Here is a 16,086-nt window from a genome sequence, read left to right as displayed (position 1 = left end):
AAACCGTAAGGTTATGACAACCCTAAAAGACTTCAAAGTGACGCGTTGGTGCTTAGAAAATAAAACCACCGTCTATCTTTTTACAGCTATAATTTCACTAGCGGGTTTGTTCGTGTATTTCACGATGCCCAAAGAACAGTTTCCCGAAATTGCCGTTCCGACGGTTATTGTATCGACGATTTATCCTGGCGCGAGCCCCTCGGATATTGAAACTGTTATTACCAAACCCATCGAAAAGCAAATCAAAGCGGCGAGTGGGGTAACAAAAATTAAGTCGAACTCGATTCAAGACTTCTCTCTGATTACGGTAGAGTTTTCGACGGGAATCAAGGCGCAAGAAGCCAAGCAGCGCGTAGCGGATGCGGTGGACAAAGCGTTGGTGGACCTTCCGTCTGACCGCAAACAAGACCCTTCGGTGCAGGAGGTTAACTTCTCGGAGTTTCCGATTATGAACATCAACTTGGCGGGGAATTACTCGTTGAAAAAGTTGAAGGATTATGCCGAACAACTCAAAGACGAAATCGAGTCGTTGCCAGAAATTACGCGGGTGGACATCGTAGGTGCGCTTGACCGCGAAATCCAAATCAACCTCGACTTGTACAAAATGCAGGCTGCGGGGGTATCGTTTTACGAAATCCAAAACGCGATTCAGGGCGAGAACATCAACGTATCGGGTGGTGAACTTAACGTGGACAACGTACGTCGCAACTTGCGCGTAGTAGGGGAGTTCAAAGATGTGCGTCAATTGGAGAACATCATTGTTCGCTCTTCAACGGGTGCTACGCTTCGTTTGGCCGAACTGGCGGAGGTAAAAGACGGGTTTGCCGAAAAACAAAGCTACGCTAGCCTGGATGGTAAGACGGTAATTACGCTTAACGTCATCAAACGTGGAGGCGAAAACCTTATTTCGGCAGCGGACGAAATTAAGGCGATTTTGAAAAAATACGAGGAAACCAAGTTTCCAGATGGCTTGAAAGTAAGTTTGACCAACGATAGCTCAGAGCGTACCAAAGTAGAGTTGAATGACCTACTCAACACTGTTATCTTGGGCTTTATTTTCGTGGTATTGGTATTGATGTTCTTTATGGGGGTTCAGGATGCGATTTTTGTGGGACTTTCAGTGCCTTTGTCCACTTTGGTAGCGTTTGTGCTGTTCCCCGTCATTGCTTCGGCAACGGGTATTACGTTTACGCTTAACACAATTGTACTCTTTGCGTTTTTATTGGGACTCGGGATTGTGGTGGACGACGCGATTGTGGTGATTGAAAACGCCCACCGCGTATATAACGACGACAAAAAACTTACCCGTACTGAAGCCATTTCGTATGCGGCTGGTGAGGTATTTATCCCAGTATTGTCGGGTACCCTGACGACCATCGCGCCGTTTTTGCCATTGCTGTTTTGGCCAGGTATTGTGGGTGAATTTATGAAATTCTTGCCATTGACGCTGATTATTACCTTGTTTGCGTCGTTGTTTGTGGCTTACGTAATGAACCCTGTTTTTGCCGCGTCATCACTAAAACGTGTCGAAGAACATGCCAATGAGGACAAATCATTCAAGTCGATTCGTACTCCACTATTTGTATTGCTAGGACTCGCGGCAGTAGGATATTTGATCAACTTTGGAATTGGTAATTTACTTTTATTCATTGCCATTCTATATGTATTTAACCATTACATTCTGACACCAAAAATCATTGTTCCTTTCCAAGAAAACGTGTTTCCACGTCTCAAAAACGGCTACCGTAAAGTGATTGCGTGGGTAATTACGGGTCGCCGCCCTTACGGCGTATTTGCGGGGGTTATTGGAATCTTGATTGGCACGTTTGTTTTGATGGGGGCTTTCCCTCCAAAATCGGTATTCTTCCCAAGTGGTGACCCTGATTTTGTGTATGTGTATTGCGTGATGCCCCAAGGAACGGATGCTTCTAAAACCAACGAGGTAATGAAGCAATTGGAAGACCGGGTGTATAGCGTTATCGGGAAAAATAGTCCAGTGGTAGCCTCGGTGATTACGAACATTGGTATCAACGCTGGGGATCCTTTTAACCCCGATCGGACCGTTGTGCCTCACAAGGGAAAAATCACAGTGGCCTTTAAAAGTGTAGAAGAGCGTATTCACCACGGCGTTTCTACGGCTGATATTTTGGCAAAAGTTCGTGAAAAAGTAAAAGGTATTCCTGGGGCACAAGTAACAGCAGAGCCAGAAAGTAACGGGCCGCCAACAGGTAAGCCAGTAACGATTGAGATTGCGGGTGAAGACTTCGGCCAACTTGTGGATGTGACGGCTAAAGTAAAGTCGGCTATCATCAAATCGGGTATTCAGGGTATTGAAGAATTGAAATCGGATTTGGTGTTGAACAAACCTGAAATTGTGATTGACATCAACCGCGAGCAAGCAGCTCGTGAAGGTATCAGTACGGCGCAGATTGCGTTGCAAATTCGTGGAGCGTTGTTCGGAACGGAAGTGTCTAAGTTCCGTGATGACAAGGATGATTATCCCATCATGGTGCGTTTGAAAGAAGGAGACCGCAACCAGATTGAGAAATTGTTGAGCATGAACGTGGTCTATCGCGATATGAACCTTGGTGGTGTGCTGCGTCAGGTTCCTTTGAGTACATTGACCAACATTCGTTATGCAACTACCTACAGTGGTATCAACCGCAAAGACCAAGAGCGCGTAGTGACGTTATCGTCGGATGTGCTTGGTGGGTTCAACGCCAACGAAGTAAACGTACAAGTGCAAGAAGTGGTGGACGGCCTAGACCTTCCACAAGGCTATACGATTCGTTTAGGTGGAGAGCAAGAAGAACAAATGAAATCAATGCAGTTTTTAGGGGTAGCCTTTTTAGGAGCTATCTTGTTGATCTTCTTGATTTTGGTGACGCAGTTTAACTCCACCAGCAAGCCAATTATTATTTTCTTTACCGTATTGTTTAGCTTGATTGGGGTGTTTCTTGGGTTTATGATTACGGGCAAAACCATGTCAATCATCATGACGGGAGTAGGTATCTTTGCCTTGGCAGGGATTGTAATCAAGAACGGTATCTTGTTGATTGAATTTACGGACGAATTAAAAACCCGTGGCTACCCTACACGCCAAGCGTTGATTGAAGCGGGTGCCGCTCGTTTGACGCCCGTATTATTGACGGCCTCAGCTTGTATTTTGGGCTTGATTCCGTTGGCATTGGGGATGAACATCAACTTCGTGACGTTGTTCACCGAGTTCAATCCACAAATTTTTATCGGTGGTTTCAGTGCCTTGTTCTGGGGGCCATTGGCTTATACCATTATCTACGGTTTGTTGTTCAGTACTACACTTACGTTGATTGTAGTTCCAACCATGTACTGGATTGTGGAGCGTTTGAAATACCGTTTGGGCAAAAAGCCAGCCGATGAAGCGGTTTATGTTTTCAATAACGGTACCTCAAACGGCAACGGCCACCACGTGGAAGAAGAAGTAGAACATTAATTATTTTGAAGGTTTAGAGAAGCTTGTTAAGAAAAAAGCCGTTCCACTGGAGCGGCTTTTTTTGTGGATAGTACATAAAAATTTGAGGAGCTTTTGATATTTCCACAAATAAACCTACTTTCGATAACAGAATTATAGCAATACTATGACCACTATTCAGATTAAAGTAAGTGAAGCACTGGTGACTCGGTATGGTGTAAAAGCATTACAGGAACGCGTGCAACGTGAAATGGAATGGGAAGAAATGCGCCTTTTGGCGGAAGTACATCAACAACATTTGCAAGAAATAGGTATTGATGCTGATACAGTTGTTGAAAAAGCGAGACAGAAGGCTTGGGAAAAATTCAAGGTTGAAAATACTAACCTTTTTCAACCTTGAATCAGTTTATTACAGATGCTAATGTTATTTTCAGTTGTCTCATCAGCGGACGTGATCAATATCTGCATGTTGTAGCTGAAAATAAGTTTTATTTGCCTGATTTTGCCCTAACTGAGATTCAGATTTACCAAGAATTAATTACAGCAAAATCACCAATGGCAGGCCAACAGCTTCGCGATTATACCCTGCACTTATTTGAAAAGTTGATAGTTGTTCCTAATTTTTTAATCTCAACTCAAAGTTATTATCAGGCATTTATGCTTTGTAAAGAGATTGATGAAAAAGATACTGTTTATGTAGCTCTTTCACTAGAGTTTGGATATCCTCTACTTACAAAAGACACAGAACTTGTTTTGGGGTTACGCCAAAGAGGCTTTGTAAACGTTGTTCTTCTTTCAGAATTCTTAGATGAAAAAAATAATACGGGAAAGGTATAACCTATCACTTCGTTGTATTTGCTACAAACTTCAGCGCCAACGAATTCATACAATAACGCTGCCTAGTAGGCGCGGGGCCATCGTAAAAAAGGTGGCCTAAATGCCCATTGCACCGCCGACACCGTACTTCAATGCGTTCTTCTCGCTCCGAAAAATCACGTTTGAACAAAAGACAACTGGGCGTAGCAGGTTGCCAAAAACTGGGCCAACCCGTACCGCTATCGTATTTTTTGGTCGAATGAAAAAGCAAATTGCCACAGGCGGCGCAGTGATAATCTCCTTCCCCTTTAAAATCATGGTATTCGTTGGTAAAAGGAGCTTCGGTAGAACCTTCCCGCGTGACAGTATAAACGCCGTCGTCCAGAACTTCTTCCCAAACACTGTTTGGTACCCGTACTTCTGAGGTGTCCGTCAACGAAAAATAGGGGTTGTGTTTGGGTACTTTGCTGGCTCGCTGACAGCTAGACACAATCAGTAAGCCTACTAATCCTCCCCAAAGTAGTTTCATACGATTTAGGAAATGTTAGAGATTCGGTAGTTTGTAGATGTTTGATTAATATCGCCAACTCTTCAAATCTGCTCCTGCGGGTGCGCCTGCTTCAATACGCTTCAGGATTTTCGGAATGTACATGGTATTATAACGAAGCCGCGATACGTAGTTGGGTACGTTGGGGTCGCCGTTCCAGCAGTGTTCAAAGCGGTCGCCGTATTTTACTTCGCCATTATAATGTGGATTCTTGGTCGTTTTTAAGAAATCTTCCATCAAATAGACCGCGTTGTTGAGGTAATAATTGTCCATGTCGCCGCAGTAGATGTGGATTTTTCCTTCTAGTTTTTTACCAACCGTAGCCCACCGACGTTTGAGGATGTGCATCAAATCATAGTTTTCTGACCAATATTTAGCTACGCTATGGTCGATTTTACCCGTTTCTTTGTCCCAGATGGGCTTTGGATACCCATTTTCACCCATTGGCGAGTAAGTTGCCTGCCAAATATCCCATTGGTCGCCCGAACGTGAGTTATCGCCAATAGCCAGTTCACGTTGATTGATTTCTTCGATGGTGCACTTGACTTGACCGAGGTAGTTGCGCATCCCTGGGCGTGCCGTTTTCTTGAAGTCGCCAGGCAAAAAGTAGGCGTTTTCGTCTTTGTAAATATTAACAACGGTATAGGCTTCAAACGTAATGGGGTCGGGGCAAGCCGCAAAACAGCCATTAAACTCATCAGGATAAAACACTTGGGCCGCAAGAGCCTCCCAGCCTCCCGTGCTGCCGCCGTAGAGAAAACGCGCCCAACCTTGTCCAATGCCTCTGAATTGTTTCTCAATTTCGGGAATCAGCTCGTACATGATGGCATCCCCGTATGGACCCATATTGGCCGAGTTTACGGCGTACGAATCGTCATAGTAAGGGGTCGCGTGCTGGATTTCAACGATGAGCATTCGCGGAAAATCCTTGCTTGTCCATTGTTTGTAAAAATTGTAGGCTTCTTGCCAAACGAATTTTTTGTACCCATATATCCCAAAACGAGCGATGTAATCGGTCGTGTCCATGTCGGCTGGGGGAGGTGTTTCTTTGAAGCCATCAAAGTCAGCGGGGAAGTGGCCGTGGTTGATACAAATGGGGTATTTTGCTTCGGGGTGTTCATCAAAGCCGTGGGGCAAAAGTACGTGGGCACCTAAGTACATCGGGCGTCCCCAAAACTCAGTCAATAGTTTGCTCTGAATTTTGATGTGTTTGATGTACTTCGTGTCTTTGGGTTCAGGCAGAAGCGGATTTTCTTGGTCAAGTACAATTTTTACGACTTGTTTAGCCTTGGGGTCGTACTTGATTTTGAAGGGCTTTGAAAACAAGTTGCCTGGCGCTGTGCGATAATTTTGGCCTTCGCCTCGGTCCATCGGCAGTTTTACGGTATGACCCGTTTTAAGTTTAAACGTTTCATATTTGTGCAAAAGCGCTTGTACCCAATATTCTCCAGCAGGAAAATCTTTGAGTGATTTGACAGGATAGCCATAAGCAGTGGCGCTTACCAAAGCAGGCTTGTCGGCTTGCCAAGCATCCACGTTTTGTCCAAAAAGCTGTTGGGAGTTGGCCTCGTCACTCACCTGAAAACGTGGCTCAGATTTGTTGTCTTTGGCCAGAAAAAGCATCAAGCGCCCGTCGAAAGTACTTCCCTTTGATTTGGGAAAACTGACCGAAAACTGCGTTTGAGCTACGGTAACGTAAGCACAGAAAAGTAGTAGAAATAAAGGTACGGTTCTCATAAGTTTACTTTTTAAATACCCAGTGATAAAAACGTTTGTGAAATGAACGCTGGAGTTGAAGAAGCTTTACTGCCCACGTTGGCGGTAAGGCAAAAAGCAAAACACTCCACCCGAGTAAAATACTACTTTTTCGTTCAATAGACAAGTAAAATGCTTCGCGTATCGCAGCCATACGCCCTTCACGTTCGAGGGTTAAGATACATTTTTCAACAAAATCATTATTTAATAACGTTTCGTTGAGCTTGACTAGCTGAGGGGTGGGTAAAATTGGGCGTAACCGTTGCCGAACTTCAATAAAACTGTTGACCATAACGATGCGGTTACGGGTCATGCTGGTATGATGCAAGCGCATGAGCGGCAAGGTATTTGGCAAGTCTAAAAAAGTAAATTGGACGTTTTTATAACAGCACCGAATCCAAAATTCCCAGTCTTCGCAAGAAGGTAAATCTTCCGTAAAAAGCCCAGTTACTTTTTCTATTGTCGTTCGCCGCATCACGGGCATGGGAGGCATAATGACGCATGAAATTACTAAAAATGGCAAAAGAGCTATTCCAGCGCCCGACTTATCGAGGGTCCAAGGGGTGCTTTTATGTTGGGGAGAAAAAATGAGCTCAGACGTGCCGTCATAAAAATAGCGTAAACCGCCATAGACAAGTTCAACCTCGGCATGTGTTTCCAAATACGCCGTATGGTGTTGAAGTTTTTCGGATTGCAATAAATCATCGGAATCCAAAAACTGAATATATTTCCCCGTTGTTGCCCGAATCCCTGTATTGCGAGCGGCAGGAAGCCCCTGATTTTGCTGATAAACGTAACGAATACGGGGGTCGCTTTCTACAAATTTTTGTATAACCTCAGCACTATTGTCGGTAGAACCGTCATCCACAACGACGCACTCCCAATTTTGAAGTGTTTGATTTTGAAGACTTTCTAATGTTTCGGCAATAAACCGACCGTAATTATAACAAGGAACAATGACTGAAACCAATGGTTGATTCATTGGGCATTAATTTTGAGATGGATACGACAAATAAGTGACATTTTCGAGGTAAAAACTCGGCAATAAATGGCCAAAACTTTTGAAAACGGGCTGGTCTTGGCAACAGATTTTGTAGATACTCACAACCTCCGCACCAGCCAAATGAGCATAAAGTCCAACGCTACTGATACACACATAGATAACAGGACGCTGACTTAGGGAAATTTGTTCGATAGAGTCAGAGGAATCTAGCGTATGTAGGCTGGCTTTCCCAGCGACTTTTTGTTGCATAAACGCTTCAATGGCCTGCAATGAGGCTTGCCCTTGCGCGGGGTGAAATTTTTGGTGAATACTCGTAAAACCACGTTTGAGGACATCGCTCACAATCACCTCAATCCATCGAAGGTAGGTGTTGGGTGTTAAGCCATGGTGGTCATAGATATTGTCATGAACAATAACGCACTGGTACTTCTCATCAGATTCAATCTTAGGAAAAGGTAAACCAACTATTTGGCGGTTGGTAAGCGTAGGAAATGAGTGTTGTGATACACCAAATGCACCCAAATAGCGTCCCAATTGTGTCGTAAAAAAACTACGATTTGGACGGTTTCTTTGACCGAAATTGAGAAAATAAAGTACCGAACGAAGCGGATTAAAGGGCTTTTGAATGTCCCAATCGGCAGGAGGTCGATAAGCCACTAGCCCTTCTTCAATATAATAATAGCCCCGACACAGCGGATGCGTCACCATGAGGTGAAAAATACTGCTGTAAGCATGAGCAGCGTAGAGGGTAAAGGGTTGTTGTTGCGTTATTGTTTCAAGCCACTGGTCGAATGCTCTCACCTTGTCCCAAGATTTCCAAAAAGCGATTTGAACAGCAAACGAATCTATCGGATAATGCGAAAAAGGCAGTGCTATGGCTTGGTAGGTGCCGTCTGGAGGCAAGAAATTACGGCTAATGAGAAGTGTAACTGCTTCGACGGGAATTTTTTCGATGCGAATCACTTCCAAAGCCATAAAATACGTAATCGGACTATGGACGTTGAATAAATGTCGAGCCATGAAAATGGTAGCGCTTAGTCACAAAATAGGGGTTCACTAATTCTCAAAGGTAGGAATAAATGTAGCCTAGGCCAAAAAGGACTGCTATTTGCTTTATCTTTGTACTTTCTTTCAACTATTCACTTAAAGAAACATTATGTCGCTTATCGGGAAGATATATCGCCAATTTGAACCGCTCATTGAGGTCTTTTTTCGAACAACACGTCAGTCTAAAACTGCTGCCGATCCGAGTAAATGGAAAGCGGAGGCACAAAAAGGAGAGTTTGCTTTTCACAAAAACGACACATGGCGCCAAACGGAAAGCTTCCTACAACAGACAAGTGTATTATTCAAATCTTGGGGCTTTGATGCCGATGAGTTTGAGGGCAAGGTCGTTTTGGATGTGGGAGCAGGCAGTATGTTGCGTGGTAAATACTTTAAAAATGCCAAATTGGTAGCTTTAGAACCAATGGCTGACGACGTATTGCGCGAAATTCCGTGGACGGATTTACGAGATGCGTGGAAAGTTTTTTCTACGCCCGCCGAGCAATCCATTCCCGAATTGGTAGGGCAAGTTGACTTTATCTTTAGTATCAACGTTCTCGACCACTGTTATAATTTTGACGAAATTATCGCCAATTTATATACCTATCTAAAACCTGGTGCAAGGGCATTTTTGTCGTTTGATGAGCATTACGTGACCAACAAAATGCACCCGTTAATTCTAACCGAAACCATTTGCCCACCGATTTTTGAAAAGGCTGGCTTTAAAATTGAAAAATTCAATAAAGGTTTTGAAGGAAAAGCCGCGGAGGTAATGAAAGTGTCAACCTACGGTCACGGACAAACTTGCCTCAATTATTGGTTAAGAAAACCATAAATTATCATTTAGGTTTACCCACTATTCCCCAGAGTTTTTGATAAATAGTAGTGCACTGTTGGTTAAATTCTGGGGAGTAGCCACTCACATAAAACCCGCCCACAAACAACAACGTAATGGTAATAGAACGGTAAGCCATGTCTCCAAGTATGGCAATTGGGCTCCCTGTTAAACTTGGCAATAAACTTACTAGACCAAAAGCGGCAATTCCCATCCCTACAACAATGGCGTTTTTAGAATTAAAAGGCTGAAATCCAAATAAATACCAAAGAAGGCCATAACGGCAAAGGTTGTAGATGAATACTGAAACAACTGCCCCAATCGCAGCCCCTTCAATCCCGAAAGTAGGAATCAATTGGTGGTTTAATAACACGGTACAAAAAATAAGGACGATAAAGAAAATCGTATCGAGGTAGTAATACTTTGACGTGTTGAGAATCGTACCGTTGATACCCGTTGCCATGTCCAATACTTTTGAAAGGCCAATCCATACGATTACCCAGCGACCTGCTTCGTAGGCAGGCGGTAGAAACTCGAAAATATTGTCGAGATTAACGCAAATTCCGAGAAATACCCACAGCCCGACGAAAAGCTGAACCAAACAGCTCTTTTGGTAAATTTTGGCGATGTTTTCGTGGTCATTATTTTTCCAAGCTTCTGCTACTATTGTGCCCGCAATAAGCTGCATCGCAATCATTGGCATGGCGATTACCGTCCCAAAAAAGGAGGCTGTACTATATACTCCTACTGCATTCAAATCAATCATATCGGTAATCATGATTTTGTCGATGTAGAGGACAATTTGGGAGGATAAGGACGCAATAATTGAGAGCGCACAAAATTTAAGAATGGGAACCAATAACTGGGATTGTTTCAAAAAACCAAAATCAGGGCGTAACGAAAACCGCCCTTCTCGAATGGTTTTGAGCACAATAAGTATCATTGGAAGCGAAATTCCCGCGCACCAAATCATCATAAACTGGTCGAAATTTATCCAACGAAACGCATATAGAAGTGCTACTACTAAATTGTTGAGACGCAGTACAAATTGGCTTAAAAAAGTACCTGTTACCGAATCATAGTGCAGACGGGAGTAAACGTCAAACACGTTGAATATCAGCATAAAAGCGACGATAGGTAACAGATAGGGGTAATACCTGACCAGTAGAAGAGACTTCTTTTGGTATTCTTCGATAAGCCCATCTTTGAAAAACCAGAGCGCAACAACGACGATAATAAAACCAATAAAGGAAAACAGTAGAGCTAAAAATACGTAGCCATGGTCATTGGTTTTTGCATCACGAAAATAGGGGAAATAGCGCGTCCCTGCCCCGTTAAAACCGAGGTTAGCAAATAAGGGCAGCAGTAGCATCAACGACAGAAACAGGCTGATGAGCCCATTTTGGTCAGTTGCAAAGAAATTAGGGATCACATACCCCTGAGTTACCAAGCCAACTGCTGCGCTTAGATAAGAAAAAATGGTACTTTGAAACGTCTGTTTTTTGATTTGGGCCATTCCTATGATGAGGCAACTAGCCCCCATTCTAATGCAGTACCTGCTTCAATGTCGCGCGAAGCATGGCTTTGTAAAATTTGATCATAATAACGTGTGTGCAATCCATTGGCAGGACGAATACTGCGAACATTCTCGGCCGTAAACGCTTCACCTGCTTTGATGTCTTTGACCACATAAAGCGAGCGTTTGAATTGTAGGCTTTTTTGTTCTTTGGGCGATAATTCGTAATTGACTCGACCCATTGCTAAAAACGCCCGCTCCGATTCAACCACCAAAGCGTTAATTTCTTCAGGTTCAAGCGAAAAAGCGGAGTCAACGCCACCATCTGCTCTACGTAACGTGAAGTGTTTTTCAATCACCCGTGCGCCCAATGCAACCGAAGCTACTGCCGCCCCAATGCCCATCGTGTGATCTGAAAGCCCGACAGGACATCCAAAAAGCTCTCGCATGTGCGGAATGGTCAGTAAATGCGTATTTTCAGGGGTTGCGGGGTAGGTGCTGGTACATTTGAGAAGTATCAATTGGGTACAACCATTGTGCTGTAGTACTTTGACGGACTCTTGAATGTCAGCAATGCTGGCAACTCCCGTGCTCATAATGACAGGTTTACCCGTTTGAGCTACTTTTTTGAGAAGAGTATGGTCGGTATTCTCAAACGAGGCAATTTTATAGCAAGGTACTTCCAGCGACTCTAAAAAATCAACGGCAGAAAGATCGAACGGGCTACTGAAGGCAATCATTCCGAGGGATTTAGCACGGTCAAAAATGGGCTTGTGCCATTCCCAAGGGGTATATGCTTGTTGGTACAGTTGGTGTAAGTTTTGATTTTTCCAGAGAGAATTATCATCGCGAATATAAAACTCGTCCGATTTACCATTAAATGTGATGGTATCGGCCGTGTAGGTTTGAAGTTTAAGCGCATGGGCACCTGCTTTGGCCGCGGCATCCACCAGCTCAAACGCCCTTTCGAGCGATTGATTATGATTACCCGACATTTCGGCAATAATAAACGGCCGATGATTGGGGCTGATGGTTACGTGACCAATTTGAATTTCGTTGGCAAACATTATCGTTTTTTTAATTTTTCGATTTCTTTTTGAAGCTCTTTGATCTGTGAAGCTTGCTGTTGAAGAAGCTTTTGTTGTTCTTTAATAGCTTCTACTAAAACGGGGGTAAGGCCGTCATAGTTCAGAAACTTGGTACCACTTTCATTGTGCGATACTAATTCAGGTAAAACATTCTCAACTTCTTGGGCGATTAATCCTACTTGTTTTTCGTCGGAAGTATTCCAGTTGTAGTAGTAGCCATTCAATTGGTTCACTATTTGTAACGCATTAGAAATAGGAGCAATGTTGCGTTTGGTGCGGGCATCAGAAAGAGCATTTATGACACCGTAAACGGTCACTTTGGCATTTGGAACAGGGACGCCACCAATACCTATGTTGGTGCCGTTGTCATACAGTTGACTATTAACCAGTACGTTAGATTGATTAAATCTTGGCAGACTATTGACGGCAGGAGCGGTAGTGGCTATCGCAACGGTTGAATTGTTTGGTAAGAAGTTCCTTAATAAAGTTCCTTGAGCGTCAGTCGTAAGAAGTGCACTTCCTAGTCCTCCCTGTACACCCTCAAACCGAACAGAACCTGTGGTATGTAATTGGGCTTGAGGGGTTATTGTACCAATACCTAGTGAACCATTGGCTGATAAAATCATCTTTATCACGTTTAGGTTTGTCCACGAAAATAAAGGTCGGTTTGTAACAAAACCAGGCCCTAAAAGCGCTTCTCCATTGGTGTATGTTCGAGCATCAAACTTGACAATAGGCTCATCGCCAAAATCATTTTCAGGGGTTGTTGAAACGCTGAAAGACATCGAAAAACGTCTATCTGTTTCATTGTGCGCAAGAATAGAAGGCATAAAGCGCCCATTTAAAATAGTAGAATTGGTAAATGCCAAGAAGTCTTTGGGGGCATCTGCCACTTTGATTTTAAGGATTTGTTCTAACGTAGAATCACTAGGTGTTTTAAGAATAGATATTAACCCTCTTAAATTGCTACCTATCCCCAAGTTTGGAGGTAAAGTAATGGCCGTATTTGAATTGTCTTCCACCCAAGCGTCTGGTGTAGGGTCTTGTCCTTTAACAGTTAGGTGTAGAACTATAAAAACGAAAAAAAAAAGCATTTTTTTCATGGCTGACGCTTGGTTTGTAGTTTGTATAGGGCTTTCTCATAAAAATCTAATTGTCTTCAAATCTTGAATTAGGAGGTCAAAGTTATCCTGAAATTTTTCCATTTGAGCGATGAGGTTTTTTGGGTTGACCCGACGTAATAAATCCAAGACCAGGGTTCTCATAGAGGCCATACTCCTAGTGATAGCTTTTTCTTTTGTGCGAAATTGATCTTCTTTAAGACTAACATCTCGATAATGGTTGTTGACCTCAATGCTCCAATGATTGCGGACTGCCTGGAAATATTCCAAGGCATTTTCACTTTTTCCGTTGGAAACATAGTAGGACACCTGCTGACTTGAGTCATTATTTTTCAATATCCTACGAGTTCGCTCAACCCTAATCAAGCTGCTCAATCCTGAGTTAGCCCAGCGGCTTTCAACATATTCCCCACTTATATCGAAACAAGCATACTGGCGAATTTCTAAGCGGCCATGAGCTTTGTCTAGCGTCTTGTGCTCCACTCTTGGGGCAAAGACTTGGCTATGATTAACCATGTCTTGAAACAATTGCTTTTGATTCTGCTTCAAACCAATCACAAATACGCCGCCCGCTTGCGCTACCATTTCCGTCATTAAGGGGGTTAGATGTAAGGCATCAGCGGTGATTTTCTGAGATTTCACGCCCGTAGTATCCACCAGTTGCTGCAAACAAGGCTTTTCACTCTCTTTTGTGCCGTTATAGAAGGCCTGACCAACTACACATCGCTCATCATGGCTCACCAATTGAACCGATACCTGACCGCGTTTGTCCCCTTTGGGGATACTGCCTCGTAATTCTTTCCCATCTCCCGAAAACCATTTGCGCTCTTGCTGACTTAAATCAACCTTGGTGAACTTCAATAGCAAGACCTCAAATAGCTCCTGATTCACCCTTTGCAATATTCTGGGTAATTGAGCTCGTGACACCGCTTTTGTTATGTCAACTCCTAATAGTTGGCACAATCGTGAATGAGTGTTGACCATGCCTCGATGGATACTCGATAGTTTCCCATCTCGATTCCGAAGTAAACTAATCATCACCCCCACCAAAATAAAGGCTAAATCATGCTTCTTACCACGACAATCTCGTAAATCTAATCCTAATTGTCCTTGTAGTTCTTGGTAAAATGTCGTTTCTTGCTCCAATGTCTGAGTGAGGTTTGTTGGAAAATCTAGTTGTGGAAAACCAAATTTACAACTTTCTCTCACTCTTACATTTTTTATGAGAAAACCATTGTAGTTTGTAATAATCGGCTGTGTTTTCTAATTCATGAAATCCTGCTCGTTCAAAGGCTTTTTTAGAAGCAAGATTAGCGAGCTTGATGTAAGCAATGATACTAATTTCGGTTTCAAATGTCTTAAAAAATGCTTGAATACTTTGTTCTATCATGGAGGTGGCAAATCCATTACCTCGAAAATAGTTAGCAATTGAAATGCCAATTACGGATTCATCGTCGTTTTTGTCAATTCTAACTTGTCCAACTGGCTGTTTTAAATGGTTCTCAAATACCAACATCAGGCTATTAGGTGCTTGTATTTTTTTCAAAAACCAATCAACGTGTTTATCGTACGGAATGGGTTCAGAATTGAAAGAATTTTGACGGGTTACGTCATCATTGGCCCATTCAAAATACAAATCAACATCGGTTGCCGTCGCCTTTCTAAATGTGATTGTTCTATTCAATTTTGAATGAATAAGCACGTCAACAAATCGTCCATCAAAAAAACAATGTTCTTTCAATCGGGCTTCAAGTTGAAAGCCTGCCTTTTGAAGAACAGGATATAAGTGAGGTCTTACATCAAAAGCATAGGTGAATAGCTTGTGAAAGTTGACTTCGGTAAAACCTACTTTTTCAATTAATTGTAGATAATTTAGCCAAAACTCCTCGAAATAGTCTTTTTCAAGACTTGTGTTCATCAGAAAAGAAATTTCGGCGTATTTGTCAACCCAGCTAATATGAACCAAACCACCATAGGCAACAAGTTGGCCGTCTTTAAGCAAGGAAAAAAGTAGCTGAGAAGGTTGATTTTGTTCAAACAATGAGCTTACTACCGTTGAAAAATAGGCTTCCTGTGCTTCAAGGGTAAGTGGCTTTGACTGGCGTAAATGATAAATTTGCTCATTTCGCCATTGCCTGATTAAATATTTGTCTTCGTCTCTTAGAGGTACTAGCTGGTACGCTTCATTTTCAAAAATTTGACGAGATAAACATTTATAACTTCTCATATAATAGTTGGTATTTCAACTCCGCCAATTTCCAATCTTGTTCATTATCAATATCTTGAGCTTCTAGTTCTGAAATTTCAATGCAGCTTGTATTATCGGTCATAAGGCGCTGATTGATGAAAAAACGAGCAACGTCAAAGAAATAAAATTGCCCTGCATCGTGGTAGCATGGTTCTAAATCTTGCGAACGAGCACTAAAATACTGTGGCTCACGAAGTACAAAACGCTGGTCAGTTTTTTGGACGAGGCATCGTTGTATAGGATACGAAAACCGCATGACAGGAAACACCGCGTCGAATTCTCCCTCTTTTAATGTTTGAAAAGCCTTTTGAAGCAGTTCTTTTGTTACAAAAGGTGCTGTTGGGTAAATACAACAAGCTGTGCTGAAATGGTGACCCATTTGTTGATACGCTTCCAAGACCTCATTGATTACATCCGCCGTTGTTGCAAAATCATCAGATGCTTTTTCAGAGCGCTGAAAAGGCACTTTTGCGCCGTATTTTTGGGCAATTTGGGCAATTTCAGCGTCGTCTGTCGATACCATTACTTCGTCAAAGAGATTACTGGCAAGTGCCGCTTCAATGCTGTATGCAATGATTGGCTTTCCCAAAAAATCTTTGATGTTTTTACGGGGAATTCGCTTGCTGCCTCCTCTGGCCGTAATGATGGCAATACAACTCATC

General features: G+C 42.8%; 14 protein-coding genes. 4 read left to right on the top strand and 10 right to left on the bottom strand.

Translation table 11 applies throughout. From position 1 onward, the window contains the following. Positions 1–13: 13 nt before the first annotated feature. The 3 genes from AC23P2_RS01240 to AC23P2_RS01230 all read left to right on the top strand — a co-directional run bounded on the left by AC23P2_RS01240 (position 14) and on the right by AC23P2_RS01230 (position 4,288). The gene (locus AC23P2_RS01240; RefSeq protein WP_487771503.1) at positions 14–3,472 is read left to right on the top strand and encodes an efflux RND transporter permease subunit; all 3,459 of its coding nucleotides are present in this window, start codon (positions 14–16) and stop codon (positions 3,470–3,472) included. 145 nt (positions 3,473–3,617) lie between these two features. Further along, positions 3,618–3,851, top strand: coding sequence for a hypothetical protein (locus tag AC23P2_RS01235; protein WP_487771502.1), 234 nt, complete (start codon positions 3,618–3,620; stop codon positions 3,849–3,851). Next, entirely contained in the window at positions 3,848–4,288 is a 441-nt protein-coding gene (locus AC23P2_RS01230; RefSeq protein WP_487771501.1) for a PIN domain-containing protein, read from the top strand. The genes AC23P2_RS01235 and AC23P2_RS01230 overlap by 4 nt, the downstream gene beginning before the upstream one ends. Positions 4,289–4,292: 4 nt before the next feature. Here the strand turns inward: AC23P2_RS01230 and msrB are convergent, their stop codons facing one another. Genes msrB through AC23P2_RS01210 form a run of 4 tightly spaced genes read right to left on the bottom strand, consistent with a single transcriptional unit; the run spans position 4,293 to position 8,592 of the window. Beyond that, positions 4,293–4,796 carry a peptide-methionine (R)-S-oxide reductase MsrB gene (gene msrB, locus AC23P2_RS01225; RefSeq protein ID WP_487771500.1) on the bottom strand — a complete coding sequence of 168 codons (504 nt, stop codon included), beginning with the start codon at positions 4,794–4,796 and terminating at the stop codon, positions 4,293–4,295. A 45-nt stretch (positions 4,797–4,841) separates the two neighbouring features. Beyond that, entirely contained in the window at positions 4,842–6,551 is a 1,710-nt protein-coding gene (locus tag AC23P2_RS01220) for an alpha/beta hydrolase (protein WP_487771499.1), read from the bottom strand. Between the two features lie 4 nt (positions 6,552–6,555). Next, positions 6,556–7,551 carry a glycosyltransferase family 2 protein gene (locus AC23P2_RS01215; protein ID WP_487771498.1) on the bottom strand — a complete coding sequence of 332 codons (996 nt, stop codon included), beginning with the start codon at positions 7,549–7,551 and terminating at the stop codon, positions 6,556–6,558. A gap of 6 nt (positions 7,552–7,557) precedes the next feature. Beyond that, positions 7,558–8,592 carry a hypothetical protein gene (locus AC23P2_RS01210; RefSeq protein ID WP_487771497.1) on the bottom strand — a complete coding sequence of 345 codons (1,035 nt, stop codon included), beginning with the start codon at positions 8,590–8,592 and terminating at the stop codon, positions 7,558–7,560. 136 nt (positions 8,593–8,728) lie between these two features. On the opposite strand from AC23P2_RS01210, the gene AC23P2_RS01205 reads away from it, so the two are divergent. Next, on the top strand, positions 8,729–9,451 hold the full coding sequence (locus AC23P2_RS01205) for a class I SAM-dependent methyltransferase (RefSeq protein WP_487771496.1): 723 nt from the start codon (positions 8,729–8,731) through the stop codon (positions 9,449–9,451). A 4-nt stretch (positions 9,452–9,455) separates the two neighbouring features. On the opposite strand, the gene AC23P2_RS01200 is transcribed toward AC23P2_RS01205, so the two are convergent. Genes AC23P2_RS01200 through pseF form a run of 6 tightly spaced genes read right to left on the bottom strand, consistent with a single transcriptional unit; the run spans position 9,456 to position 16,085 of the window. After that, positions 9,456–10,967, bottom strand: a complete 1,512-nt coding sequence (locus tag AC23P2_RS01200) for a lipopolysaccharide biosynthesis protein (RefSeq protein WP_487771495.1) — start codon at positions 10,965–10,967, stop codon at positions 9,456–9,458. A 2-nt stretch (positions 10,968–10,969) separates the two neighbouring features. Continuing rightward, positions 10,970–12,034 carry a pseudaminic acid synthase gene (pseI, locus tag AC23P2_RS01195; RefSeq protein ID WP_487771494.1) on the bottom strand — a complete coding sequence of 355 codons (1,065 nt, stop codon included), beginning with the start codon at positions 12,032–12,034 and terminating at the stop codon, positions 10,970–10,972. Further along, positions 12,034–13,158: a tail fiber domain-containing protein gene (locus AC23P2_RS01190; RefSeq protein WP_487771493.1), complete on the bottom strand. Its 1,125-nt coding sequence runs from the start codon at positions 13,156–13,158 to the stop codon at positions 12,034–12,036. The genes pseI and AC23P2_RS01190 overlap by 1 nt, the downstream gene beginning before the upstream one ends. 36 nt (positions 13,159–13,194) lie before the next feature. Next, positions 13,195–14,322, bottom strand: coding sequence for an ISAs1 family transposase (locus tag AC23P2_RS01185; RefSeq protein ID WP_487771492.1), 1,128 nt, complete (start codon positions 14,320–14,322; stop codon positions 13,195–13,197). Between the two features lie 46 nt (positions 14,323–14,368). Then, positions 14,369–15,403 carry a GNAT family N-acetyltransferase gene (locus tag AC23P2_RS01180; protein ID WP_487771491.1) on the bottom strand — a complete coding sequence of 345 codons (1,035 nt, stop codon included), beginning with the start codon at positions 15,401–15,403 and terminating at the stop codon, positions 14,369–14,371. Next, on the bottom strand, positions 15,390–16,085 hold the full coding sequence (pseF, locus tag AC23P2_RS01175) for a pseudaminic acid cytidylyltransferase (RefSeq protein WP_487771490.1): 696 nt from the start codon (positions 16,083–16,085) through the stop codon (positions 15,390–15,392). The genes AC23P2_RS01180 and pseF overlap by 14 nt, the downstream gene beginning before the upstream one ends. Between the last annotated feature and the right edge of the window lies 1 nt (position 16,086).

This window comes from Runella sp. R0.1_18, from assembly GCF_057652155.1.
The sequence above is the reverse complement of the archived record's forward strand: the minus strand, read 5'-3'. Positions and strand labels throughout refer to the sequence as shown.